The sequence below is a fragment of the Flavobacterium sp. GQ95 genome, from assembly GCF_059758655.1.
Window position 1 is genome coordinate 256500 of record NZ_JCAXEB010000002.1, and the last position, 25734, is coordinate 282233.

General features: G+C 36.0%; 19 protein-coding genes. 11 read left to right on the forward strand and 8 right to left on the reverse strand.

What is annotated here, in order from left to right; genetic code table 11:
* Positions 1 to 18 precede the first annotated feature (18 nt).
* The gene (locus tag AC6CH4_RS05815) at positions 19 to 867 is read right to left on the reverse strand and encodes an SDR family oxidoreductase (protein WP_498101017.1); all 849 of its coding nucleotides are present in this window, start codon (positions 865 to 867) and stop codon (positions 19 to 21) included.
* Between the two features lie 311 nt (positions 868 to 1178).
* Here AC6CH4_RS05815 and AC6CH4_RS05820 point away from each other — a divergent pair, with 311 nt between their 5' ends.
* The 5 genes from AC6CH4_RS05820 to AC6CH4_RS05840 all read left to right on the forward strand — a co-directional run bounded on the left by AC6CH4_RS05820 (position 1179) and on the right by AC6CH4_RS05840 (position 7892).
* Complete coding sequence (locus AC6CH4_RS05820; protein WP_498101019.1) at positions 1179 to 2393, forward strand: hybrid sensor histidine kinase/response regulator; 1215 nt, start codon at positions 1179 to 1181, stop codon at positions 2391 to 2393.
* 14 nt (positions 2394 to 2407) lie between these two features.
* Positions 2408 to 5977: a response regulator gene (locus AC6CH4_RS05825; protein WP_498101021.1), complete on the forward strand. Its 3570-nt coding sequence runs from the start codon at positions 2408 to 2410 to the stop codon at positions 5975 to 5977.
* A gap of 156 nt (positions 5978 to 6133) precedes the next feature.
* Entirely contained in the window at positions 6134 to 6499 is a 366-nt protein-coding gene (locus AC6CH4_RS05830) for a response regulator (RefSeq protein WP_498101023.1), read from the forward strand.
* A gap of 8 nt (positions 6500 to 6507) precedes the next feature.
* The gene (locus AC6CH4_RS05835; protein ID WP_498101025.1) at positions 6508 to 7317 is read left to right on the forward strand and encodes a CheR family methyltransferase; all 810 of its coding nucleotides are present in this window, start codon (positions 6508 to 6510) and stop codon (positions 7315 to 7317) included.
* Positions 7299 to 7892 carry a chemotaxis protein CheB gene (locus AC6CH4_RS05840; protein WP_498101027.1) on the forward strand — a complete coding sequence of 198 codons (594 nt, stop codon included), beginning with the start codon at positions 7299 to 7301 and terminating at the stop codon, positions 7890 to 7892. The genes AC6CH4_RS05835 and AC6CH4_RS05840 overlap by 19 nt, the downstream gene beginning before the upstream one ends.
* On the opposite strand, the gene AC6CH4_RS05845 is transcribed toward AC6CH4_RS05840, so the two are convergent.
* A complete protein-coding gene (locus tag AC6CH4_RS05845) occupies positions 7889 to 8662 on the reverse strand; it encodes a porin family protein (protein ID WP_498101029.1) in 774 nt (257 codons plus the stop codon). The genes AC6CH4_RS05840 and AC6CH4_RS05845 overlap by 4 nt on opposite strands.
* Before the next feature lie 12 nt (positions 8663 to 8674).
* Positions 8675 to 9796: a hypothetical protein gene (locus AC6CH4_RS05850; protein WP_498101031.1), complete on the reverse strand. Its 1122-nt coding sequence runs from the start codon at positions 9794 to 9796 to the stop codon at positions 8675 to 8677.
* Positions 9797 to 10113: 317 nt separating this feature from the next.
* On the opposite strand from AC6CH4_RS05850, the gene AC6CH4_RS05855 reads away from it, so the two are divergent.
* The 5 genes from AC6CH4_RS05855 to AC6CH4_RS05875 all read left to right on the forward strand — a co-directional run bounded on the left by AC6CH4_RS05855 (position 10114) and on the right by AC6CH4_RS05875 (position 18608).
* Positions 10114 to 10437 (forward strand): DUF6660 family protein, encoded by a 324-nt coding sequence (locus AC6CH4_RS05855; RefSeq protein ID WP_498101033.1) that lies wholly within the window; start codon positions 10114 to 10116, stop codon positions 10435 to 10437.
* Between the two features lie 93 nt (positions 10438 to 10530).
* Positions 10531 to 13674: an efflux RND transporter permease subunit gene (locus AC6CH4_RS05860; protein ID WP_498101035.1), complete on the forward strand. Its 3144-nt coding sequence runs from the start codon at positions 10531 to 10533 to the stop codon at positions 13672 to 13674.
* A gap of 16 nt (positions 13675 to 13690) precedes the next feature.
* On the forward strand, positions 13691 to 14941 hold the full coding sequence (locus tag AC6CH4_RS05865) for a TolC family protein (RefSeq protein WP_498101037.1): 1251 nt from the start codon (positions 13691 to 13693) through the stop codon (positions 14939 to 14941).
* A 1-nt stretch (position 14942) separates the two neighbouring features.
* Positions 14943 to 16181: an efflux RND transporter periplasmic adaptor subunit gene (locus AC6CH4_RS05870; RefSeq protein WP_498101039.1), complete on the forward strand. Its 1239-nt coding sequence runs from the start codon at positions 14943 to 14945 to the stop codon at positions 16179 to 16181.
* A gap of 438 nt (positions 16182 to 16619) precedes the next feature.
* A complete protein-coding gene (locus AC6CH4_RS05875; protein WP_498101041.1) occupies positions 16620 to 18608 on the forward strand; it encodes a heavy metal translocating P-type ATPase in 1989 nt (662 codons plus the stop codon).
* A 108-nt stretch (positions 18609 to 18716) separates the two neighbouring features.
* Here AC6CH4_RS05875 and AC6CH4_RS05880 read toward each other — a convergent pair whose 3' ends face one another.
* From AC6CH4_RS05880 to AC6CH4_RS05895, 4 genes are all read right to left on the reverse strand, one after another.
* The gene (locus AC6CH4_RS05880) at positions 18717 to 19367 is read right to left on the reverse strand and encodes a VOC family protein (RefSeq protein ID WP_498101043.1); all 651 of its coding nucleotides are present in this window, start codon (positions 19365 to 19367) and stop codon (positions 18717 to 18719) included.
* Positions 19368 to 19500: 133 nt separating this feature from the next.
* On the reverse strand, positions 19501 to 19935 hold the full coding sequence (locus tag AC6CH4_RS05885) for a DUF1810 domain-containing protein (RefSeq protein WP_498101045.1): 435 nt from the start codon (positions 19933 to 19935) through the stop codon (positions 19501 to 19503).
* Positions 19936 to 20270: 335 nt separating this feature from the next.
* Positions 20271 to 23189, reverse strand: coding sequence for a PQQ-dependent sugar dehydrogenase (locus AC6CH4_RS05890; protein ID WP_498101047.1), 2919 nt, complete (start codon positions 23187 to 23189; stop codon positions 20271 to 20273).
* A 60-nt stretch (positions 23190 to 23249) separates the two neighbouring features.
* Positions 23250 to 23621, reverse strand: a complete 372-nt coding sequence (locus AC6CH4_RS05895) for a winged helix-turn-helix transcriptional regulator (protein WP_498101049.1) — start codon at positions 23619 to 23621, stop codon at positions 23250 to 23252.
* A 108-nt stretch (positions 23622 to 23729) separates the two neighbouring features.
* Here AC6CH4_RS05895 and AC6CH4_RS05900 point away from each other — a divergent pair, with 108 nt between their 5' ends.
* On the forward strand, positions 23730 to 24341 hold the full coding sequence (locus AC6CH4_RS05900; protein WP_498101051.1) for an FMN-dependent NADH-azoreductase: 612 nt from the start codon (positions 23730 to 23732) through the stop codon (positions 24339 to 24341).
* Positions 24342 to 24426: 85 nt separating this feature from the next.
* Here AC6CH4_RS05900 and AC6CH4_RS05905 read toward each other — a convergent pair whose 3' ends face one another.
* Positions 24427 to 25707, reverse strand: a complete 1281-nt coding sequence (locus AC6CH4_RS05905; protein ID WP_498101053.1) for an acetyl-CoA C-acetyltransferase — start codon at positions 25705 to 25707, stop codon at positions 24427 to 24429.
* Between the last annotated feature and the right edge of the window lie 27 nt (positions 25708 to 25734).

Below are 25734 nucleotides of genomic sequence, written 5' to 3' on the forward strand. Positions count from 1 at the left end.
GAAACCTGAAACAAAAATCTACCCCCCAACGAGTTCTCCACCATTAATATGAATAAACTGGCCGGTAATATAACTACTGTCTTCGCAGGCTAAAAACACATACGCAGGGGCAACTTCTGAGGGCTGACCAGCTCTTTCCATTGGATTATCTTTTCCGAAATCGGCTAATTTATCAAAACTGGCAACAATCAATGGCGTCCAGATTGGTCCTGGAGCAACACCGTTTACTCTTATTTTCTTTTTGGCAAGCATCGACGATAGCGATCTTGTGAAACTTACGATGGCGCCTTTTGTACTCGCATAATCGGCTAAATGTTCGCTACCGCGATAAGCTGTAACTGAACTTGTATTTACAATAGTGTCGCCTTCTTTTAAAAAAGGTAACGCTGCTTTTGTGATATAGAAATACGGATAAATATTAGTTTCAAAAGTTTTATGAAGCTGCGAAGCTGTTATTTTCTCCAGTTCATTTTGAGGGAATTGTGTTGCGGCGTTATTAACTATAATATTTAGTTTTTTGAAATGGGTATGGCATTTTTTTACAGCACTTTTGCAGAATTTTTCATCTTTCAAATCACCGCTTATTAGTAAACATTCCTTTCCTTCTTTCTCAATTAAGGCCTTTGTTTCAAGTGCATCTTTATCTTCTTTAAGGTAAACAATGGCAATATTAGCACCTTCTCTGGCAAAATGAACGGCTACACTTCGGCCGATACCGCTATCGCCTCCGGTTATAAAAGCAACTTTCCCCAATAATTTACCACTTCCTACATAGTTTTCTCTAATAATTTCCGGCTCCGGATGCATTAAATGTTCGTTACCTGGAAGCTCTTGTTTTTGTTCCGGAAATGTTTTTGTCTTTTTCATAATTCATAATTTAGAACAAGTATTCAAGCTCTAAAATAGAAAGAGATAAGAGAATAGGTTGACTGAATTGATTTTAAGATTGTCTCAATAAAAAATATTTAAGATCTAAACATGGATATTCTGTAAAATAGACATGGGAATTATGTAACTAATTTTTCATGCAATAAAAGAGCTTGCATTATAATTTTTATAAATTTGGGAGTTACACCGAAACGAGTAATCAACGTTTCGGATTTCATAAACAAACAAATATTTATCTGAATCGAATTTTAAACTAACAATTTTAATTCATAACGCTTTACCCCAACAGCATGGTATTAATTGTAGACGATATAAGAGCAAATATAATTGCCTTAAAAAAGACATTAGAATTGCACGATATCGATGTTGACACTGCTGAATCAGGAGAGGAAGCCCTGAAAAAAATCCTCAAGACGAATTACTGTCTGATCATCATGGACGTTCAGATGCCTGGACTTGATGGTTTTGAAGTGGTCAAAATTCTTTCCGGAAACAAACGCACTAAAGATATTCCAGTCATTTTTCTTTCGGCATTAAATATTGAAAAGAAATACATTTTTAAAGGTTATGAAACCGGTGCCGTAGAATACATTACCAAACCTGTAGATTCTGATTTACTTATTCTTAAAGTAAAAACATTCATAAAAATTTACGAGCAGCAAAATGAATTAAAAGGCATGAAAGATCTTCTTTCCAAAGAAATTAAAATTAGGAAAGAAGCGCAGGATAACCTCGAAATAAAGATTGCTGAAAGAACCAGAGAACTGGTTTTGAAAAACGAAGAACTGGAACTTAGAAACCACGAATTGCAGCAATTTTCCTGGGTAGTTTCGCATGATTTGAATGAACCCATCCGGAAAATCCAAATCTTCATAAAAATCATCAAAGAGCTTTATCTAACTACTGATGAAAAAGCAATAGATTATGTAGATCGTACGATTAAATCGGCAGAAAGAATGCAGACTTTAATTACCGATTTGCTGGCATACTCAAGATTGTCATCGCAGGTAAAACCTGAAACGACCGACTTAAATGAGGTGCTACAGGAAGTGCTTTCAGATTTCGATTATCTGATTGAGCGCAAAAATGCAACAATCAAAACCACTGAACTTCCAACTATAGATAGTATTCCAAGTCAGTTGCGACAGGTTTTCCAAAATCTAATTGGAAATGCACTTAAATTTTCCGGAAATACGGATAAACCGGTAATCGAAATTACATCTGAAATCATTGCAGAAAAATCTTTTGAAAGTCCGGCTTCGGCAGATGGAAAATTTTGCCGAATAACAGTAAAAGATAACGGAATTGGTTTCGATGAAATTTACCTTGATCGTATCTTCATTATTTTTCAGAGTTTAAACGACCGACAGAAATACGAAGGAACCGGAATTGGTCTGGCAATCGCCAAAAAAATTATCGAAAAACACAACGGATTAATCACAGCAAAAAGTCAAATAGGAGAAGGTGCAAGTTTTATTATTGTCCTGCCATTAAAATACGAATAATTATAATTTAAAAGATGAAGAACAACTTTAAACGGAATTTATTAATCAGTTCATTTGTTTCATTAGTAGTATTAATGATCAGTTCTACTGCTTCTTATCTGAGCATCAAAAGTCTGCTTGATAGCAATTTTTGGGTAAAACATACCCAGGAAGTAATTTATAATCTAAACGAAGGTTCAGCGATACTTACAGAGGCGCAAACCAGCATGCGTGGTTATTTGATTACCGGCAACGAGCAGTTTGTAGCAAGATATGAGGATTCTGAAAGAAGATCTAATAATTATTTTGATAAATTAGAGAAGCTTACCGTTGATAATCCTTCACAACAAAAAGAATTAGCGATATTAAAGGATCTTAGATCTAATTTTTTTAAATATCTGAACAATCAGATTGTAAAAAAACGAATAGGTAAGAATGTGCTTTATTTTGATCTCGATGAAGGGAGAAAGATGATGGATGAATTGCGTAATCGAATTAAAATTGTAGAAACTACTGAACAAGCACTTTTAAAAGAACGAAACGAAACGTCAGACCTTTACGGTACTTACAGTATTGTTTTAATTATCGTTGCTTTTATCATTGCGTTTATTATTTCGATTGTCTTTTTATTTAGAATTTTAAAAGATTACAATGAGCGTTTACTACTTCAAAATGAATTGGAGAAAAAAGATAGAGAAACTGCCGAAAGAATTGAAGCAATCAGCATGATCGCCAGTAATATTTCGAGCGGTAATTATGATATTCGTGTCGATGATACCCAATCTGATGCATTGGGAAGCGTAGGAGAATCTTTAAATAATATGGGTATTTCGCTAAAATCGTCTTTCGAATTATTATCGCAGAAAGAATGGATGCAAACCGGAGTTGCAAGTCTTAATAATGTGATGCTTGGAGATAAAACACTTCAAAAACTATCAAAAGATGTTATTGAGTTTTTATGTAATTATACGAATAGCAGTGCCGGAGTTTTATATGTATTAGAAGGAGATGAACTTCATTTTTCTGGTGGATACAGCTATATACCAGGCAAAAATCGTCAACATATTCAAAAAGGGGAAGGTTTGATTGGACAGGCTATTATTTCTAAAGAACTGCTTGAGTTAAAAGTTTTATCACCAGAGGATATACAGATTAATTATGCTTTGGGCCAAATAAAACCAACTCATATTGTAGCTCTTCCTTTGTTGGATACCAGGGTTGAAGGCGCAATCGAGCTGGCTAGTATTTACGGATTCTCGAATCTTCAAATAGAATTTTTAAAGACAATTGCCAACAACATCGGAATTGCGATTAAATCGACTCAGAATAGAAAAAGAGTGATGGAGCTGTTGGAAGAAACCAAATCACAGTCAGAAGAGTTACAGGCACAACATACGGAACTAGAGGCAATAAATGCTGAACTTGAAGCGCAAACAGAAAAACTTCAGGCATCAGAAGAAGAATTGCGCGTTCAACAGGAAGAACTGGAGCAAACTAACGAAGAATTGTCTGAAAGAAGTGTTTTATTGGAAGAAAAAAATAATGAAATTCAGAAGAAATCTGAAGCATTAGAATTGACAACTCGTTATAAATCAGAATTCCTTGCTAATATGTCCCATGAATTGAGAACACCACTGAATTCAATTTTACTTTTAAGCCGATTGTTATCTGAAAATAACAATAAAAGCATGGTTGCTGAGGAGATTGAATTTGCAAAAGTGATTCAAAGTTCAGGAAATAGTTTGTTAGGTTTAATTGATGAAATTCTGGATTTATCGAAAATTGAAGCCGGAAAAATGGATCTTGAATTTTTAGATGTTTCGACAAAAGAAATTACTGAAAATCTTTGGAATCTGTTTAGCCACGTGGCAAAAGAGAAAAACATTAAGTTTGAAATCATTGCTAAAGAAGCGCCAATTGTCATCAAAACAGATAAAATGCGTTTGGAACAAATTCTTAAAAACCTGATTTCGAATGCTATTAAATTCACCGATAAAGGATCAGTAAGTTTAGAAATTAAGGTAAATACCGACGATGATAAAATTATTTGTTTTATAGTAAAAGATACCGGAATCGGAATTCCGTTAGGTAAACAACCTTTAATTTTTGAGGCTTTCCAACAAGCAGATGGTTCTACCAAACGTAAATACGGCGGAACAGGTTTAGGACTGTCAATTAGCCGTGAATTGGCGAAGTTGCTAAGAGGAGAAATCATTTTGCATAGTAAAGAAAATGAGGGAAGTACTTTTACATTGTGTATTCCCGTTTTTGGATCTGCCGTTAAAAAAGCTGAAATAGAAACAATGCCTCCATTAGAAATTGTTGCGACTGAAGAGATTGAGACTGAAAAACCTAAAAATAAATATTTAAGTGCTGTAATTCCTGATGAAATTGAAGACGACAGAAATTCAATTGTAGAAGGCGATAAAACAATTTTGATTGTTGAAGACGATATCAATTTTGCAAAATCGCTTTTAAATTTCACCCGTAAAAAAGGATATAAGGGAGTTGTTTCTGTTAGAGGTGATTATGCCTTAAATTTTGCTTTGCTATACAAACCTGTTGGTGTTTTATTGGATATTGAACTTCCGATAAAAAGCGGATGGGAAGTTTTGGAGGAATTAAAAAACAATTATTACACCAAACATATTCCGGTTCACATTATGTCATCACATAAACTGAAACAGGAAAGTTTACTAAAAGGAGCGGTAGATTTCTTAGATAAACCAGTGGCTTTTGATAAAATTCCGGAAGTTTTTCTTCGAATAGAAAGTATCATTAATAAAGAAGCGCAAAAAGTACTTATCATAGAAGATAATCCGAAACACGCTAAAGCATTGTCCTATTTCTTAGAAACATATAATATCAATTCTGAAATAAAGAGTGAAGTTTCTGAAGGACTAGATGCACTAAATAAAAAAGAGATTGACTGTGTTATTCTGGATATGGGAATTCCGGATAAGCAAGCCTATGAAATTTTAGAAGGAGTAAAGAAAAATCCGGGTCTTGAAAATCTGCCTGTAATTGTCTTTACAGGAAAAAGCTTGTCGATTAAAGAAGAAGTGAAAATTAAAAAATATGCCGATTCAATTATTGTAAAAACGGCACATTCGTATCAGAGAATGCTGGATGAGGTTTCTCTTTTCCTTCATTTGGTGGAAGATAAAAAAGATCCAAAAGACAAAAAGGAAAGTCATAAAAAGCTAAATTTACTTAATAATATCCTTTTTGAGAAAAAGGTATTAATTGTAGATGATGATGTTCGTAATATTTATTCGTTGACCAAAGCTTTAGAAGTATTCAAAATGAATGTAATTACGGCTTTTGACGGAAAAGAAGCAATCAAAATTCTGGAAGAACATCCCGACACGGACATCGTTTTATTAGACATGATGATGCCAAATATGGATGGTTACGAAACAGCCGAAAAAATACGCAGCATGCCTAAATTCCTGAATTTACCGCTGATTGCCGTTACAGCAAAAGCAATGACAGGTGACAGGGAAAAATGCATCAAAGCAGGAGCATCAGATTACATTACAAAACCAGTAGATATTGATCAGCTGCTCTCGTTATTACGCGTTTGGCTGTACGACAAAATATAAAAAAGAAAGTTGCTACAACTCGAGCGATAGCGAACAGGCGAGGCAATTACACGATTTTCAAAAATTTTAAAAATGAATTAAATATTAAATTCGTGAAAATTAGTGTAATTCGTGGCTAAAAAAAATAAAAACAAACCAAATTAAAAGCAGGCGAATATGAATAAAAAAAGACTCTTAATTATTGATGATGATTCTAGAAATATTTTTGCTTTAGAAAACACTTTACGTGCCAGATCATTCGATTGTTTGTCTTGTTTAAGTGCCGAAGAAGCTTTAAAATTACTAGAATCTGAAGAACAAATTGATGCCGTTTTAATCGACATGATGATGCCGGAAATGGATGGCTATGAAGCAATTCCACTGATAAAAGCGATTCCGTCACGACGATCGACTTATGTTATAGCGGTAACAGCCCAGGCGATGACGGGCGATAAAGAAAAATGTTTAGAGGCTGGGGCAGATGCGTATATTTCGAAACCAGTTGATGTAGATAAATTGCTTCAGGTGCTGAAGGAAATATGAAATGAGTTATGATTGAGGATATCGAGTTAGAGACACTTATAAATGATGTTTACGAATATTATGGTTTTGATTTTGGAAGTTATTCCAGAGCTTCACTGAAAAGACGTGTGAACAGAATCTATCATTTAGATGGATTTACCCATTTTCATGAGTTTCTTTCGAAAGTTCGATATGATCCGGAATATTATAAAAGAATGGTAGATGAAATCACGGTAAATGTAACCGAGATGTTTCGCGATCCTGCTTTTTATACCGTTTTGCGAAAAGAAATTCTTCCGTTGTTAGGAACCAAACCTTTCATTAGATTATGGCACGCAGGCTGCTCTACAGGCGAAGAAGTCTATTCGATGGCTATTATGCTAAAGGAAGCAGGTTTACTTCATAAATCGCTTATTTATGCTACAGATATTAATGCTTCAGTATTAGAGACAGCCAAAAAAGGTATTTTCCCATTGCGAATGATGAAAGAATATTCAGAAAACTATCGTGATGCGGGTGGTCTCGAAGATTTTTCAAGTTATTATACTGCTAATTATGGGATTGCAAAATTTAATGAAGAACTCGCTGAAAAGATGGTTTATTCACAGCATAATTTAGTGTCGGATACTTCATTTAATGAATTTGATATGATTTTATGCCGCAATGTTTTAATTTATTTTGACAATGATCTCCAAAAAAGAGTCATTAATTTATTTGACGAAAGTTTGGCCGTTTTGGGATTCCTTGCTTTAGGGACAAAAGAAACCATAAAATATTCGATTTCCACAACTAATTACAAACAGTTTGATAAAGAAAAGATATGGAGAAAAGTGAAGTAATATCAGGCTGTAAATTGGTGATAATAGGTGGATCGGCAGGAAGCTTAAATGCATTAATGCAAATCTTACCGGAGTTGCCGAAATTAAATGGTTTTGCCATCGTAATTGTAGTGCATCGAAAAAGTACTGACGAACAGACACTAGAAGATTTAATTAGCTTAAAATCAAGTGTGCCATTAAAACTTGTTGAAGATAAAACACCACTAGTTCCGGGTTTTGTTTATGTTGCGCCTTCAAACTATCATTTATTATTTGAGAAAAATGACTTGTTGGCACTGGATACTTCTGAAAAAATAAATTTTAGCCGACCAAGTATTGATGTTTCTTTTGAATCAGCAGCAGAAATTTATGGAGAAGCTTTAGTAGGTATTTTGTTATCCGGTTCAAATACTGATGGAACTCTGGGATTACAGGCTATTCAGGCTCATGGAGGCACTCTTGTGGTTCAAAGTCCGCTGGTGGCTGAAATGCCTTTTATGCCAAACAATGCCATTTTGTATACAGAACCCCATTTTATTTTGCAAAATCATGAAATATTAAGATTGATTGTTTCTATCAATAATCCTGGTAGTTAATTTTTAGGTTTTGGCGCTTCTTCCTCAGGTAAAATAACACGGTTTAATTCGGCTTCTTTTTCTGCTTTTTTTCTGGCTGCTTTTCCGCGGCCAATTGGTATTCCGGCTGTGACGTACAAAGATCTGTTAAATTGTTCAGGGCCATCTCCCTTCATTACCGGAACCAATCCGTAGTAATACTGAACCGTCATATTCAATCCGTTTCCAACATTCATATGATAACCGGCACCAAGTGCAATACCAGCGTCAATTACATGTATTTGATCTCTGATATTGTGTTTATAAACCACTTCATCACCATCATATTCTTTCCGGAATTTATCGAATGCTTTGGCCAATAATCCTAATTGCGGACCCGTTTTTAAATAAATATTATTTTTGAACTGATATTTAATTAAAATCGGAACATTAAAATAACGGATTTCACGATCAACACTTCCGCCGGCAAAAGTATTGTCCAGATTAGCATCACCTAAAGAATACACAGGCATACCGTGAGCACCCATGGGAGATTTTACAATTACACCGGTATTAATCATCCAGGCTGGATTTTTTTTAGACCGGATATCGAAATAAAATCCAAGATTAAATCCCACTTCAGTACCCGAGGTTTCCATATTCGAAATCGTCGAAAAATTGATACCGCCATCCAGACCAAATTCTAAAAAAGGAGAATTCAGTTTGTCTCCAAAAAGCAAAGAAATTAAAACTTGTGATTGTGCTGAAGTAATACAAAAAAAAGTGACAAGTAATATTAAACCTTTTCTCATAAAATTGATGGATTAAAGTCCAAAACGATACTGAAGACTTCCTAACGCTTGCGTACGACTGCCTAAGAAACCAACTTCAGCTCGAAACATTAAATGTTTACTGAATTGATATTGAGATCCAACGATAAAATTCCACATATCTTTAGGTCTTTTTTGCAGCGAATATTGTACAGATGAATCTGAAGCAGTACTCAAGGCTCCATCTAATGTGCTTAAAAATGTTCCGGCTCTTTCAAGCGCACGATTTGCAGTATTATGTTTGGCAACATTCACGGGATTTTTTTGCTCAGTCGGCGTTAGGCCATCCCACCAGTTATCTACTTTTGTTTGATTTTCAGAAACTTTTGCAAGACCGCTATCTACTTTTACCTGGGCATCAGATAAATCTATAAAATCAGACAGAGGTAAATCTCCATTAGTATCCCCGTTAATATGTACTCTAAAGGCTCCAACCCAAACCGCAACATTGGTTTCAGGTTTGTTAAATTTAAAAGTTTTACCTAATCTTGGTCCAAAAACATAAGAGAATGCAGGTTTATCCAAAGAGCTAATATCAGTCCAGGCCATATTCATATCAAGTGCCAGCCAGCCTCCACCAATACCAATTGTTGGTGTCATACCCAAACCAAAGGTTGTTGCATCAAAGTTAGCTTTAGTACTAAAACTTGCAATTTGAGACCAGTTATTATCGGCATCCGGAACATAAATTCCAGCATTAATTTTAGTGGCAGTTTTGGCTTTTCCAAAAATTCCATAAATATTCAGGAAAGGAAGCAGCCAAATATCAGGTCTGATTGTTAAGGCACCAGCTTCTACGGTAGATTTGTCAAAACGAACGATTTCATCTAAGTTATATTGGGGACCATGATTGAACCCAATATTTAAATCATTTATAATAATTTCAGATTCCTGCCAAAAATAATTTACAGAGATTCCTGCAGAATAAGGTAATTTATATCCTTTTTGGGCAACTTTTTCTCCCCAGATTGGTAAGGCGTATGGATACTTTTCGACTTTAAGACTATCTTTCAGTTGTTCATTTTTTTTACCAACTATTTTGTCGGTATAAACTTGACCGAATATTTGCATGCTAAAGAATAATAATGTGGCGGATATTAGCGTATTATATTTCATTGACTTGTAGTGTTAAAATTAATTAATAAAACTGCTTAGAAAAAATAGGTACTAATGTTATTATTATGAGGAAGGTATGCTATGTTTCTGGCTTGTAGTTAAATAAGAATTTTGTGTTGTAAAATTAGAACTAGGTGTAGTATGTTAATTATTGTTAAAGTTAAATAAAATTTCTTACGATTTCTAATCTTTTTTCAGAAAGTATAAATTCAAATAAAAATATATTTCCTGCATTTCTCAAAAAGAGGATTTTTTTGCAAACATCATTTTCAATATTTTAGATTTTTTGTAACAGAATATATATTATTTTTACATCTATGAAATGGATAGCAATACTCTTATCAATTTATTTGATGGCACTTTCAAATATGCCTTGTGCAGATATGGAAGTGGATAGTGCCGCGCATAAAACTGCTCAATTTTCATCTGAAAATAATCATTCACATGATAAAGAAAATGATTTATGTTCTCCATTTTGTGCCTGTAATTGCTGTGGGGCACAGGTTTTAAGTTATCAGACTTCTGAAAGTTTTGAGTTTCCTGTTGCTTTTACCATTATTTCAAAAGCTTTACCTAGTTATATTTCTGTTTTTACTTCCAATTTCTACGGAAGCATTTGGCAACCTCCGCAAATAGCATAATGATGCCCGGCTAGTCCGGATTAGAGTGTTGTGGATTTTCCACAAAATAAACAGACAAACTTTGTCTGATTTCTCACGTCATTATAGAATCAAATGTTAGATAAAATTATACAGTTCAGTATAAAGAATAAGTTCTTTATACTGCTATTTACCCTTGTATTAATAGCTTGGGGAAGTTATTCGCTTAAAAATTTGCCGTTGGATGCCTTGCCTGATGTTACTAATAATCAGGTGCAGATCATTACAACAGCACCGACTTTGGCCAGTCAGGAAGTCGAGCAATTAATTACTTATCCGTTGGAACAGGCTGTAAAAACAGTTCCGGATGTTATAGAACTCCGCAGTATTTCCCGCTTTGGATTATCAGTCGTAACCGTCGTTTTTGAAGACGATGTCGATATTTATTGGGCCAGGGAACAAATATTCCAACGCCTAAAACAAGCAGAAGAAAATATTCCGGCTTATGCCGGATCGCCAGAATTAGCGCCTATTACCACTGGTTTGGGAGAAATTTATCAATATGATGTTTACGCCAAAAAAGGCTATGAAAATCAATTTGATGCAGTGAAATTAAGAACGATTCAGGACTGGATTATTATTCCGCAATTACAGGGAATTAAAGGCGTTGCCGATATCAGTACCTGGGGAGGAAAACTGAAACAATACGAAATTGCAGTCAATCCAAATACGCTTAATAGTCTTGGAGTTACCATTACCGAAATTTTTGATGCTTTAGAAAAAAACAATCAAAATACCGGAGGCGCTTATATTGAAAAAGATCAGTATGCGTATTTTATCCGTGGTGTCGGAATGGCAAAAGGAATTAATGATCTTGGAAATGTGGTTGTAAAAAACCGAAACGGTTCACCCGTTTTAGTCCGTGATGTTGCCAAAGTTCGCGAAGGAATCGCTTTGCGTTACGGAGCATCAACCAAAGACGGAAAAGGAGAGATCGTTTCTGGATTGGTTTTGATGTTGAAGGGGGAAAACTCCAGCGCAGTCGTCAATCGAATTCATGAAAGAATGATTCAGATTAATAAAAGCCTGCCCGAAGGCGTGGTTGCCGAAGCTTTTATTGACAGAGGGAAATTAGTCGACAATGCCATTGGAACAGTTACTAAAAATCTTTTAGAAGGGGCGCTAATTGTCATTTTTGTTCTGATTTTATTTCTGGGGAATCTTCGCGCCGGACTGATTGTCGCTTCTGTAATTCCGCTTGCCATGCTTTTTGCCGTTATTTTGATGAATGCCTTTGGCGTAAGCGGAAACTTAATGAGTCTGGGAGCAATTGATTTCGGTATCATAGTCGACGGAGCTGTTATTATTGTAGAAGCAACGATGCATCATCTGCAAAAACTCAAAAGGAAAAGGGATTTAACGCAGGACGAAATGGACATTGAAGTCTACAATTCGGCTTCAAAAATCCGAAATAGCGCTGCCTTTGGAGAAATCATTATTTTGATCGTTTATTTGCCAATTTTGGCTTTAATCGGTACCGAAGGCAAGATGTTCAAACCAATGGCAATGACGGTTGGGTTTGCCGTAATTGGCGCTTTTGTGCTTTCATTGACCTATGTGCCGATGATGAGTGCGTTATTTTTATCCAAAAACACAGAACACAAATCCAATTTCAGTGATCGAATGATGGTTTGGCTGGAGAATTTATATACACCATTTTTAGATAAAGCACTTCAGTTTAAAAAGATAGTTTTAGGGATCTCAATTGGTTTATTTGCCATTGCATGGTTCGTTTTTAATAGTATGGGAGGCGAATTTATTCCGACAATTGAAGAAGGCGATTTGGCTATAAATGCGACCATTATGACAGGAAGTTCGCTTACGCAGATGGTAGAAACGACTACTAAATATGAGAAGTTACTGAAAGCGAAGTTCCCGGAAATCAAAACGATTGTCACCAAAATTGGAAGCGGCGAAATTCCAACCGATCCAATGCCTATTGAAAGCGGTGACTTGATTATTGTATTGAAAGACAAAAAAGAGTGGAAAGGCAAATACGATAATTGGGAAGATTTGGCCAACGCCATGAAAGAAGAAATGGAAATTATTCCGGGCGCCAATATTGAGATTTCGCAGCCCATTCAAATGCGTTTTAACGAATTAATGACGGGAAGCCGAAGCGATATTGCCATTAAAATCTTTGGAGATGATTTAGAAATTCTGGATGCAAAAGCAGCGGAATTAATTTCGAAGATTAAAAACATTAAAGGAATCGGAGACTTAAAAGCCGATAAAGTAACAGGTTTACCGCAAATTACAATCAAATACGATTACAATAAAATTGCTTTATACGGATTGAATATTTCAGATATCAACCAGATTATTCGTTCGTCATTTGCGGGAGAAAGTGCCGGTAAAATCTATGAAGAAAGCAAAAGATTTGATGTTGTCGTGAGAATGAATCAGGATAATCGTGCTGATATAAACGATGTGAGCAATTTGTTTATTCCGCTTCCAAACGGCCAACAGGTTCCGCTTTCTCAGGTAGCTTCTGTTGATTATGAGCAAGGTCCGGTTCAGGTAACACGTGAAGATGGAAAACGCCGAATCTCCGTCGGATTAAATGTCCGTGGACGCGATATTAAAAGTGTTGTGGAGGAAATTCAGCAAAAACTGGATAAGGATTTTAATCTTCCTGCAGGTTATTATGTTACCTACGGTGGGCAATTTGAGAATTTAATCGAAGCCACAAAACGACTTTCGGTAGCGCTTCCCATTGCATTGGGATTAATACTGATCTTGTTGTATTTGACTTTCAACAGTTTCAAACAAGCCGCCTTGATTTTTACCGCAATTCCCTTATCGGCAATTGGCGGTGTTTTTGCGCTTTTATTGCGTGGAATGCCGTTTAGTATTTCAGCCGGAATTGGTTTTATTGCTTTGTTCGGAATAGCTGTTTTAAACGGAATTGTGCTGATTTCGTATTTCAATCAATTAAAAACAGAAGGAATCGAAGATCCATTGCAAAGAGTTTTAATCGGAACCAAAACCAGATTGCGTCCGGTTTTAATGACAGCAGCAGTGGCTTCGTTAGGATTTTTACCAATGGCATTATCAACAAGCGGCGGAGCAGAGGTACAGAAACCTTTGGCAACAGTTGTTATTGGAGGCCTGGTTTCAGCGACATTATTGACCTTAATCGTTTTACCTATCCTGTATTTATTGTTGGAGCGTGGAATTAACCGCAAAGAGCGCAAAGATTTACGCGAAGAACACTAAGAAAAAATTAAAGAAAATGAAAGACTCAAAATATAAATTCAACACAAACTCCTTTGCGAACTTTGCGCAAAAAACCTTGCGAACTTTGCGGTTAAGCACGTTCCTATTGATTAGCACGTTTGCACAAGCCCAACAAGTAATCAGTCTGGAAAAAGCAATAGAACTCGCCAAATCAAACAACATCGACTTAAAAATTGCCGATAAAGAAATCGAAAAACAAACCGTTCTAAAAAAGACCGCTTTTCAGGCAGATCCGCTCCAGGTGCAATATCAGGGAGGGCAATTCAACAGCGCTGATTTTGACCATAACGTCTCAATTCAGCAATACTTTCCAATCGGGAATATTACAAAAGCGAACCGTCAATTACAGGAAGAATTGGTAAAATTGGCCGAAAAACGAAAAGCTCTGTCCTCTTATGAAGTTGAAAAAGCCGTTACATTGGCGTATTATCAATATTTATACGGTGTTTCTATTCAGAAATTAAACTCGGAATTAAATACCATTTACACAAAATTTCTAAAGAATGCCGAATTGCGTTTTCAAACCGGAGAAAGCGGGAACATTGAAGTCATCAGCGCTAAAGCGAAAGTAAAAGAAATTGAAACGCAGAAAGCACAATTAGAATATGATTTGGCGATTTATCAAAAGCAATTGCAGTTTTTTGTACAAACGGATGAAAATATAATTCCCGATGAAAAAACGACTTTGCAATATTCAGTTATAAAACAAGAAGGAAATTCGAAAGCAGAAGGTTTATTAACGGATTATTATCAACAGCAAATCTCGGTTTATCAAAAAGAAACCAACACTTACAAAGCGATGAGAACGCCCAAGGTAGGATTGGGGTATTTTGCACAAACTATCAACACCGAATCGTTATTTCAGGGTTTTACGGCAGGATTACAGATTCCGTTATTTGGCGGTGTGAATACCGCAAAAACTCAGGCATCGGCGATTAATATTGCGCAATCACAATTAGCTTTGGATAAAAGTAGATTAACCTTAAATCTGCAACAACAGGAATTGCAAAACAACTTTGCAAAGCAGCAAAAAGCTTTAGATTATTATCAGAATGAAGGCTTGCAATATGCTGATCAGATCATCAGTACGACTCAAAAAAGTTATGCTAATGGTGATATGAGTTATTGGTCGTATATCAGCTTTTTAAATCAGGCGATTGATATTAAAAAGCAATATGCCGAAGCGACTCATAATTACAATCAAAGTGCCATCGAACTTCAATTTCCAACCATCAAAAACAATTAAAATGAAGATAAATTTAACCGCAGATTTAACCGCAAAGGTCGCAAGGATTTTTACGAAAAGTTGGCAAAGGATAGGAGCTTACTGCCTATTGTTTATTGCCTATAGCATAGTAATCAGCTGCAATGAAAAGAAAGAGGAAGAAACACACGAAGAAGAAAAATCGCAGACAGAAGTTTCTTTAACTGCTTCCCAATACAAAACAATCGGAATTGAAACGGGATTTGTTGAAGATCGAAACCTCAATAAAGTCATAAAAGCTAATGGTTATACTACTGTTCCACCTCAAAATTCTGCTGAAGTTTCGACTTTAATTGGAGGAACTGTGAAAGATATTTTTGTTTTGGAAGGTACTTTTGTCAATAAAGGAAAAGTTTTGGCAACCATTCAAAATCTGGAAGTAATCGAAATGCAGGAGGAATTTCATTCGGCTACAGCCAATATTGAATATTTGCAATTGGAATACAATCGACAGAAAACATTGAGCGATGAAAATGTAAATCCCAGGAAAACGTTTCAGGAAGTAAAAGCAAAATTAGCAGCAGAAAGAGCAAGATTACAAGCAGCAAAAAATAAATTAGATGCTTTGCATGTCAGCACAAAGGGGAGCACTTCTTTAGTTCCAATTGTAGCACCAATAAATGGTTATGTGGGTAAAATAAGCATTGCAAAAGGCGCTTATGCCCAAACCGGAGTTTCATTGTTTGAGGTGGTGGACAATAGCCAAATGCATTTGGATCTGAATGTTTACGAGAAAGATTTAGGTTCTATTTCTGTTGGTCAGGTAATTGATTTTGTGTTGACAAATCAGTCTAATAAATCAATTAAAGGAAAGATTTTCGGAATCAATAAATCCTTTTCAAATGAAAGTAAAACGGTTGCCGTTCACGCCAAAATCGAATCGGCTGATGCAAAAGGACTGATTCCGGGAATGTATGTTTCGGCCAATATCAATATCACAAACGCGACTGTTCCTGCTTTACCAAAAGATGCTGTAGTTCGAAATGCCGATAAATATTTTGTTTTTGTTGAAGAAGGTGAACACCAGGAAAAATCAGAGAATAAAGAAAATCGCGAGAAAGAGATTCATTTTAAAGCCATAGAAGTTATTCCGGGAACTACAGATTTAGGTTTTACCGAAGTGAAGTTTGTAGATGAAATTGCCCCAAATGCTAAAATCGTTACAGAAGGTGCTTTTTATTTATTGTCTGCTATGAAGGGTGGAGGTGAACATGAGCATTAATCTTTTTTGCCACTAAGGCACTAAGTTTTTTAAGGCTGGTGTGAAATAATCGCGCAAAGGCGCAGAGGCGCAAAGTTTTTTTAAGTTTAAATGCTGAATTGCCTTCTGCTTTAGCTGGAGGTAACAAATTGAAATTGTTAAAATGGCTTTAGCCAAAATGCGCGTTTTTGGCTAAAGCCATTTCAAATTTGACATCATTAACCTCCAGCTAAAGCGGGAGGCAATTCAAATAAAAACTTTGCGCCTCTGCGTCTTTGCGCGATTAAATAAAAATTATTAGGCAAAAACAATTGCCTTAAAAGATGTAACTTTAGAAAGTGTTTCAATTGGCACTCGGATAATGCAAATTTATACGGATTTATATCCAATCCAATTGTCAACCTGAAACCTGAAACCTGAAACTTGAAACATGAAACAAAGAAAACCTGAAACTTTCCTATGGAACATACAGAAGAAAAAATAATAAAAAAGAAAGCAAACCAATCCGGATGCTGTTCAGCACACGAAGAGCATCATCATTCCGAGGAAGACGGACATGATCACGATCACGAACATGCAGCTGAGGGGAGTTTATTTCAAATGTTTTTGCCTGCAATAATTTCCTTTATTTTATTGCTCATCGGAATTGGGTTTGATAATTATTTTCCGCAAAACTGGTTTTCGGGTTATGTTAGAATCGGCTGGTATATTGTCGCTTATTTGCCCGTTGGACTTCCGGTTTTGAAAGAAGCTTACGAAAGCATTACGAAAGGCGATGTGTTTTCAGAGTTTTTCCTGATGTGTATTGCTACAATCGGTGCTTTTGCCATTGGAGAATATCCTGAAGGTGTTGCAGTTATGCTGTTTTATACGATTGGAGAAAATTTTCAGGGCTTAGCAGTCGCCAGAGCAAAATCGAATATTAAAAGTTTGTTGGATCAACGCCCGGATGAAGTTACTATTTTAGAAAATAATGTGGCGACAAAAGTCAAAGCTAGTGATGTCAAAATCGGTTCGATTATTCAACTTAAATCGGGAGAAAAACTAGGTTTAGACGGAGAATTATTGTCGGATACCGCATCGTTTAATACAGCTGCACTTACAGGCGAGAGTAAACCATCTACAAAGGTAAAAGGAGAAACCGTGCTGGCCGGAATGATCAACGAAAATACCATTGCACAGGTTAAAGTTACGACTGATTATAAAGACAGTAAATTGTCTAAGATTCTTGAAATGGTTCAGAATGCCACGGCCAAAAAAGCACCAGCTGAATTGTTTATCCGAAAATTTGCTAAAATTTACACCCCAATTGTAGTGTATTTAGCGATTGCCATTTGTTTGTTGCCAATGCTTTTTGTAGACAATTATGTTTTTAGCGACTGGCTTTACAGAGCTTTGGTTTTCTTAGTAATTTCTTGTCCATGTGCTTTGGTAATTAGTATTCCGCTTGGGTATTTTGGCGGAATTGGCGCTGCAAGTAAAAACGGAATTCTGTTTAAAGGCAGTAATTTTCTAGACAGTATTTCGACAATTCAGAACGTTGTGATGGATAAAACCGGAACCATGACTGAAGGTGTTTTTAAGGTTCAGGAAGTGATTATTTCTGAGGATTTTGATAAAGAAGAGATTTTAAAACTCGTTAATGTTTTAGAAAGTCAAAGTACACATCCGGTAGCAACCGCAATTCATAATCATGTAGGTAATATTGATTCTTCAATTGAATTGAAAAACGTAGAAGAAATTTCCGGACACGGTTTAAAAGCGGAGATTAAAGGAAAAGAACTTCACGTAGGGAATTTCAAATTGATGGATAAATTCAATATAAAATACGATCTGGATCCCAATTCAGTTGTTTATACGACAATTGCCATTGCTTATGATGGGAAATTTGCCGGTTATTTAACCATTGCGGACGAAATTAAAGAAGATGCTCAGGAAACAGTTCGCAAACTAAAAGCATTAGGCGTTAAAGTAACGATGCTGAGTGGTGACAAAACCAATGTCGTTCAATTTGTAGCAGATAAACTCGGAATTGCAAAAGCCTTTGGGGATCTGCTTCCGGAAGACAAAGTCAATAAATTAAACGAAATCAAAGCCAAAAACGAAACCGTAGCATTTGTTGGCGACGGCGTAAACGATGCTCCGGTTATTGCTTTAAGTACTGTCGGAATTGCGATGGGAGGCTTAGGAAGTGACGCCACAATTGAAACTGCCGATATTGTTATTCAGGATGACAGACCAAGTAAAATTCCGATGGCCATAAACATCGGAAAACAAACCAAAAAAATTGTCTGGCAGAATATTACTTTGGCCTTTGTAGTAAAAGCGTTTGTATTGATCTTAGGCGCCGGCGGACTTGCAACAATGTGGGAAGCTGTTTTCGCTGATGTTGGAGTGGCTTTACTGGCGATTTTAAATGCGGTTCGAATTCAGAAGATGAAGTTTTAGAAACTTTTAAATGGATAATATTAAAGCCCAATTTATTAATTTGAATTGGGCTTTTCTATTTTGTAAATTTATTAAAAACAATGCTAAGCGTTGAAATGAGAAAACGCATTAGAAGTTTAATTCAATTTTGGCTCCTTTATTTTCAATTATTATTCCTGTTTTATTGCTTTTAGAAGGCATTTGAGTTGGATACCAATTACGGTTGGGCTTTACAATGATCAGTAAACCTTCATCATCTCCAATTGCAGCAAAAGTTTCACTATTAAAATTTTTTTCAAAAAACAGCAAATCATGACCTTCTATTAATTGTTTTCCCAATTCCATTGGATCTTCATGGACAATACCAATTTCGCTAATATTTAAAATCGATTTAGAACTGAATTCCTTTATTTGAAAATTATCTAAATCATGTCTTGCAATAAATTCCAGTAAATTGCCATTATTGTCATAAAAATAAATAGCGTTTGCATTCCAGGTTTCAAAATTTGCAATCACTCGTTTGTTTTCAATCAGTATTAAATCTATTTTGTCGGCGCACCATTTAATCGCTTCTTCAAGTTTATTTTCCGGGATATTAAAAGCGAAGTGATAAATAGAATCAAATTCAGGATTTTCAATAAATTTTAAAACAGAACTTCCTACCTGAATTATAAGTGAATTTAATCCCTTTTCCATGATTTTAAGGTCAAGAACGTCTTTATAAAATAGTTCCGTTTCTTTAATATTGTTTGTTTGAAGTTGAATATATTCTAATTTCATAATGGTATTTGTTAAGAAGACCAGACCTTTTTTTATTTCAAACAAATTTAAAGAACGATTATTTTAAATTTATAGAAAAATTATTTTATACATTGATACAGGAATAGTAAATTATTATGAAAGTGTATTAAAATTAAAGATTACTATACAGCAATTGCAGCGTATGAAAATCAGATGAGCCATCAAAATATTTATGAAGGGCCTCCTGAAAAATCGGCTCTGTATTTTGAATACTGGCGAATAAGGTCAGACAGGATTGCAATTTTTCATCATCGGGGTTTCCGAATATTTCTGTTGCTGTTTTTTCTTCTGTTTTGATTAATTCTTCTGTAATTTCAACAAGATGTTTTCCCAGAATTGGATGTTCCAGAAAAGCTATGGCTTCATCTGCATTTCTAATTTCATAGAATTTGGAAGTATCACAGGATCCAAATCCTTTAATCTGAGGAAAAACAAACCACATCCAGGGAGATTCTTTTTTACCTTTTTTAATTTCAGAAAGAGCTGAAAGATATAACTTGTTCTGCGCATCTAAAAAACGCATTAGTTCATTGTTATTGTAAGCCATTATGTACTGATTTTATTTGGGGATCAGACCATAAAACTACAGAAAATATGTTTAGTTGTATATTTTCACATCTTTTTTTACTGCTATTTTTTTAAAAATAAAGAATACAAAAAAATGAAGGCTTTCTTTAAAATAAAATGCATTAAAAAAACCTAATTATTGAGAATTTTAAGTGCTGTTTTTTATTTCGGTGGGGTATTTCTTAAGTATTACTTTATGGACACAAGTAATCTTAAATGAGGATTTTTAAAATCAAATAAAATGCTACGTCTGCATTTTGTAAGTCGGAATGCAGACGTAGCATTTAAGGCATGCTTTTTATTAAATTATTTTACTTATTGTTTACTAATCGGTATCGATTTGCTGGTTTCATTTGTTTTTATAAAATAGATTCCGCTGGCATGTTCTGATATCGAAATCACATTTCCTGATCCTTGTTTTACTTTTATTCCTAAAGGAGAAAACACCGTCCATTCGAGTTCTTTTGATAAATGAAATATTCCAGTTGACGGATTTGGAAAGACCCTTATTTTGTTTATTTCTTTATCAGGAATTTCAACTCCAAGATGACAGTCATGAACCATATACGAAATTTCTTTTGTGTTGCTGCCAGTTGTATTGGTAACTGTCAATGAAACTTCCTTAGTACCCTCATTACTATACAAAACACTGTGCGGACCAACTCCCGTAGCAGTTGCAGGCTGTGCACCATCCCCAAAATTCCATGCATAAGTATCTACTGTTCCGATTGAAACTGATGTAAAAGTAACAGCTGTGTTCATACATCCCATTTGCGGATTAACTTCAAAATCGGCTATAGGAGCGGCGGTACTACCGTTCAGGACAAATTCCATTTTGTTTATATTGATGTCGTTTTCCTCAAAATATAAAGTAATGGTATGAACACCTTGCGTTAGCGCTATATTTGGTAGTGCAAGAGTTTGCCATGCCTGAAATCCTCCTGTATTTGGAATATTTACTGATCCGGTAATATTTACACCATCGACTTCAAGATGTAGTTTTCTCGTATTATAAGGCGTTGAAATTCTTAGATTAATAGTATAATTTCCTGTGGTATTTACTCTTGCTGTATATTTCAGCCATTCATCTTTTGCCACATAGGCCAAATTAAAACCACCTTCATTACAAGCTTCTGTACCTACGCCGTCTCCAGCTCTGTAAGCCGTGTCTCCACCGCCATTTTTATCCAGAAAGGCATTTGGGCCAACATCGTAATTTTCGGCTTCAATTATGCCGGGAATCTGCGCAATGGTCCCCAAATAGGGTGCGTTAGGAAGCGTAGTTGCGGTATAAAAGGCAGTGTAGGTAATTGTCCCGGCAGCTGGTGCCTTAAAAGTTTGATTCGCCATTCCGCCCTGACTCCAATGGTCAAAATCATAACGGATATTACCAACATATTGTGGAGTAGGAGCGTTTAAAGTCTGCAAGGCTGCATTTGCAACAACTTGTTTCGTCGACGGTGCAACAACTGCTTTTTGATTGAATTCTAAATTCAGAAAGGCCGGAGAACTTGTTACAGTAACATCAACTAAATTAGGTTTGATATCAACAAAAGTCGAAGCGGTTAAACCATTACTGTCTGTAACTTTCACCGTAAAACGATACCAGACATTTGGCGTTTTTTCTCCTTGATTAGAAGCAGTAAAATCCCCAGATTTAACACCTTGAGGACTTGCTCCCGGGTGCGAATGTCCGGCACCGGGAACATCTTCGTGAAAAAGATCAATACTCCATGAAAAAGCACTTGCAGGCAAAGTTCCGTCTTCGGTATCGGTGGCTGTGGCTTCAAAATGAACGACATCATCTGCATTCCATTTTAATGAAGGCAATGGAGAAATTAGTGTAACTGTTGGGGGATTTGTAAAAGGTGTTACTGTTAATGTCGCAGAATTACTGGTGACATTTCCTGCTGTATTGGTAACAATAACTTTATAAGCTCCTGCATTCGCAGTTGTAACGTTTGGAATGGTATAACTTGCCCCGGTGGCTCCATTAATATTTACATTATTAAACTGCCATTGATAGGTAAGTCCTGTACCACTTGCAGAAACGGTAAAAGTTACCGGAGAAGTTTCCATGATTGCCTGAGATATCGGATGATTCACTATCGTTGGAGCTGCAGTTTCAATATAATCAAGTTTGATTAAAGCACCGTTATTTCCGTAAGCGCAGTAATAAATGTAGCCATCGTTTCCGAGCATCATCCCTAATGCATATTGCTGTGGGGCTACAAAGAATGTAGTTGAAACCGGATCTGCAATATTAGGATCAAAAGATCTGATTTCTGTTTTTACATAATCTTTAATGATAAATTTTCCCTGAAGATTTGGGTAGCGGGAAACGGTCGGATTATAAAGTACGCCGTTGGTTAAAGCATTTCCTATACTTCCGGTGGCGTAAGTAAATATGGGATTGGTAAATAAATTGGTCTCCGTTTGCTTTCCGTCGCCTCCCTGAGGATGCCCCCAGGCATAATTACGAATGGTAGGATTGCTGATTTCATTTATTTCTTCCCAGGAAGTTCCAACATCTAAAACAAACAATTTATTGGCAGTTACGTTCGGAACCAGTCTCCACGGATTTCTAAAGCCATAAACCCAGATGCTTTGTCTTTGTACAGAACCGCTTCCATAAAAAGGATTTCCGGGTGCAGGCAATCCGTCTTCGGTAAGTCGGAGAATTTTTCCTTTATAGGTGTCTAAATCCTGAGAGTTAGTGTTTTGCTGACTATCTCCAACGGTAACATAAAGAAAACCGTTGAAGAATTTTAGATCACCACCATTATGAAACCCGCCACCGATAGGTTCTAATAGCAAAATTTCCTGTCGGCTCACCACCTGGTTGGCATTGTCTATTTTAACTCTTTCAATACGATGTCTGACAACACCACCGTCAATGATTGAATAAAAGACATAAATAAAACCGTTGGTGGCAAAATTGGGATGTAGGGTTAGTCCAAGTAAACCCTGCTCGGCATCTGTCACGGTTGTGACTGTAAAAACCTGTGAAACGGTATTGTTTTGAAATACTTTAACAATACCTGCTCTTTCTGCAATAAAAATTCTCCCGTCAGCTGATTGTTCTAACGAAAGTCCTTCTTTGATAACTGCTGTAGGAGAGAGGTTTTGTGTAATGTATTGAGAATAAGTCTGCGATGCAATCAATAAAATGAATGCTTGCAGTAAAAAGAGTAATTGTCGCCTTACAGGCGCGGAATGTAGGTTTTTTTTCATAACTATTCAGAAAGATTAATAATTTGGGCAACCAAATTTAATCTTTTTCTGCCTAATTATTTAATTCCCAATAATTTCTTTCCGGTGTAAGGTTCCCCAATCTTTTAAAGCCATAATTACATCCGTTAAAGTATGGCTGTGTTCTGTTCTTGCATATTCAACAGTTGGCGGAAAAGTATCATAAACTGTTCTTGTTACCAGTTTGTTTATTTCTAAATCTTTAAGTTCTTTAGAAAGCATTTTATCTGTAATTCCGTTGATGTCTTTAGAAATCTCCTTAAATCGTTTCGGCCTGTTTGATAATGAAATCAAAATGGGTAACTTCCATCTTCCGCTTAAAACTTCTAATGCATCCCTTACAGGCAATAAAGCCGCAAGGCATTCTTCTGTTTGATGGCCTAATTCTCTTGTTTTTTCGCTCTTTGTTTTCATATTTATATGGTTACTATCCCCAATGATAGCGCTATCCTTTAGTATAGTACTATAAAAGAGATAGCAAATGTAGATAAGTTTGTATTGTCAAACAAAATAAATATGATCATGAGTAAAAGAATTTTGAATATAGTAACGAGCATCAAAGGAGATGCTTCGTTTAGTAATAAATTATCCAATGCTATTTTGGAGAAACTGAAAGCAGAACATAATGAAGTTCAGATGCAAACACTCGATCTTTCCAAAACACCTTTACCATACCTGACTGATCTGCATATAAGTGCAATTTATGTACCAGCAGAGCTTCATACAGAAGCGCAAAAAGACGCTCTTAAGTATTCAGATGCAGCAGTAAAAGATCTTTTGGAGGCTGATATTGTTGTAATTGGTGTACCGCTTTATAATTTTGGAATTCCGGCCGTATTAAAAGGCTGGATTGATCAGGTGGCAAGGGCAGGAAAGACCTTTAGTTATGATGAGAACGGACCAAAAGGATTATTGACAGATAAAAAAGTATTTTTATCTATTGCTTCCGGAGCTATATTTTCTGAAGGACCTTATAAAAGCTATGACTTTTCAGAATCGTATTTGCGTACGGTATTAGGTTTTTTAGGAATTACGGATATTACAACTTTCAGAGTAGAAGGAACTGCGATTCCTGATTTTGCAGAGAGTGCTTTGCCGAAGGCTTTGGCAAGTGTGGAAGAATTTGTTTTTTAAAAAACACTAATTTTTTGGATTTCATAAGTAAACCCGACAGGTTTTTGAAACCTGTCGGGTTTGAAATATCTTGTCAATACCGAATTTATTTTTCAATAATCATTGTAATTCCTTGTCCGCCTGCGGCACAAATTGAAATAAATCCTTTTCCGGAACCTTTTTCGTTTAATAATTTGGCCATAACGCCAATAATTCTTCCACCTGTTGCGGCAAAAGGGTGTGCGGCTGCCAAACTGCTTCCTTTTACATTTAGTTTTTCTCGGTCTATTGCACCAAGTGCTTTCTTTAAACCTAATTGTGCACTCAATTCAGGGCTTTCCCAAATTTTTAAAGTGGCTAAAACCTGCGCAGCAAACGCTTCGTGAATTTCATAATAATCGAAATCCTGTAAAGTCAGTCCGGCTTTTTCGAGCATTCTGCTTGCAGCAAATAAAGGTGCTAGTAATAGATTTTGCTGATTTTTGACATATTCGATAGCAGCAACTTCAGCAAAAGTAATATAAGCCAAAATGGGAAGTCCGCGCTCTTTTGCCCATTCTTCACTTGCTAAAAGTACGCAGGATGCGCCGTCCGTAAGCGGTGTTGAATTTCCTGCCGTTAATGTTCCGTTTACTTTGTCAAAGGCAGGTTTTAATTTGGCTAATTTTTCAATCGAACTGTCTTTTCTAAGATTATTGTCTTTATCCAATCCGTTGAAAGGGGTGATCATATCATCAAAAAAACCTTCGTCATAGGCTTTTGCCATATTTAAATGACTTTTAAGCGCCAGATTATCCTGATCTTCTCGGGATATTTGGTAATGTTTAGCCGTGATTTCAGTATGTCCTCCCATTGAAAGTCCGGTTTGTGATTCTTCATTTCTCGGAACCAAAGGTGTTAAATCGGCTGGACGAAGTTTCAAAAACGTTTTGATTTTTTCTCCCAATGATTTCGCTTGTCGTGCATTAAGCAGAATTTTTCTCAGTTTTTCACTTACCGCGATGGGCATATCGCTTATAGAATCAACTCCACCGGCAATTCCGGATTCGATTTGACCCAAAGCAATTTTATTGGCGATGTAAATAGCACTTTCAATTCCCGTATCGCAGGCTTGCTGTAAGTCGCAGGCAGGAGTTGCAGGATCGAGAGTTGTTTTCATCACACATTCCCGAATCAAATTGCTGTCATAAGTATGTTTGATTACGGCACCTCCAACGACTTCACCTAATAACTGTCCTTTTAAATTGTATTTATCAATAAGACCGTTTAAGGCTGCGGTCATCATTTCCTGGTTTCCAACATTGGCGTAAGCCGTATTTGCCCTTGCGAAAGGAATTCGGTTATAACCGACAATGGCTACTTTTCTGATTGTATTGCTATTATTCATCTTTAGAATTAGATTTGTTTTTGAAGA

Coding starts and splice junctions, on each gene's coding strand:
- AC6CH4_RS05900 (WP_498101051.1), top strand. CDS start 23,730: ATGAGTAAAAGAATTTTGAATATAGTAACGAGCATCAAAGGAGATGCT.
- AC6CH4_RS05890 (WP_498101047.1), bottom strand. CDS start 23,189: ATGAAAAAAAACCTACATTCCGCGCCTGTAAGGCGACAATTACTCTTT.
- AC6CH4_RS05865 (WP_498101037.1), top strand. CDS start 13,691: ATGAAAGACTCAAAATATAAATTCAACACAAACTCCTTTGCGAACTTT.
- AC6CH4_RS05870 (WP_498101039.1), top strand. CDS start 14,943: ATGAAGATAAATTTAACCGCAGATTTAACCGCAAAGGTCGCAAGGATT.
- AC6CH4_RS05895 (WP_498101049.1), bottom strand. CDS start 23,621: ATGAAAACAAAGAGCGAAAAAACAAGAGAATTAGGCCATCAAACAGAA.
- AC6CH4_RS05860 (WP_498101035.1), top strand. CDS start 10,531: ATGTTAGATAAAATTATACAGTTCAGTATAAAGAATAAGTTCTTTATA.
- AC6CH4_RS05840 (WP_498101027.1), top strand. CDS start 7,299: ATGGAGAAAAGTGAAGTAATATCAGGCTGTAAATTGGTGATAATAGGT.
- AC6CH4_RS05880 (WP_498101043.1), bottom strand. CDS start 19,367: ATGAAATTAGAATATATTCAACTTCAAACAAACAATATTAAAGAAACG.
- AC6CH4_RS05855 (WP_498101033.1), top strand. CDS start 10,114: ATGAAATGGATAGCAATACTCTTATCAATTTATTTGATGGCACTTTCA.
- AC6CH4_RS05850 (WP_498101031.1), bottom strand. CDS start 9,796: ATGAAATATAATACGCTAATATCCGCCACATTATTATTCTTTAGCATG.
- AC6CH4_RS05835 (WP_498101025.1), top strand. CDS start 6,508: ATGATTGAGGATATCGAGTTAGAGACACTTATAAATGATGTTTACGAA.
- AC6CH4_RS05845 (WP_498101029.1), bottom strand. CDS start 8,662: ATGAGAAAAGGTTTAATATTACTTGTCACTTTTTTTTGTATTACTTCA.
- AC6CH4_RS05875 (WP_498101041.1), top strand. CDS start 16,620: ATGGAACATACAGAAGAAAAAATAATAAAAAAGAAAGCAAACCAATCC.
- AC6CH4_RS05830 (WP_498101023.1), top strand. CDS start 6,134: ATGAATAAAAAAAGACTCTTAATTATTGATGATGATTCTAGAAATATT.
- AC6CH4_RS05820 (WP_498101019.1), top strand. CDS start 1,179: ATGGTATTAATTGTAGACGATATAAGAGCAAATATAATTGCCTTAAAA.
- AC6CH4_RS05825 (WP_498101021.1), top strand. CDS start 2,408: ATGAAGAACAACTTTAAACGGAATTTATTAATCAGTTCATTTGTTTCA.
- AC6CH4_RS05905 (WP_498101053.1), bottom strand. CDS start 25,707: ATGAATAATAGCAATACAATCAGAAAAGTAGCCATTGTCGGTTATAAC.
- AC6CH4_RS05885 (WP_498101045.1), bottom strand. CDS start 19,935: ATGGCTTACAATAACAATGAACTAATGCGTTTTTTAGATGCGCAGAAC.
- AC6CH4_RS05815 (WP_498101017.1), bottom strand. CDS start 867: ATGAAAAAGACAAAAACATTTCCGGAACAAAAACAAGAGCTTCCAGGT.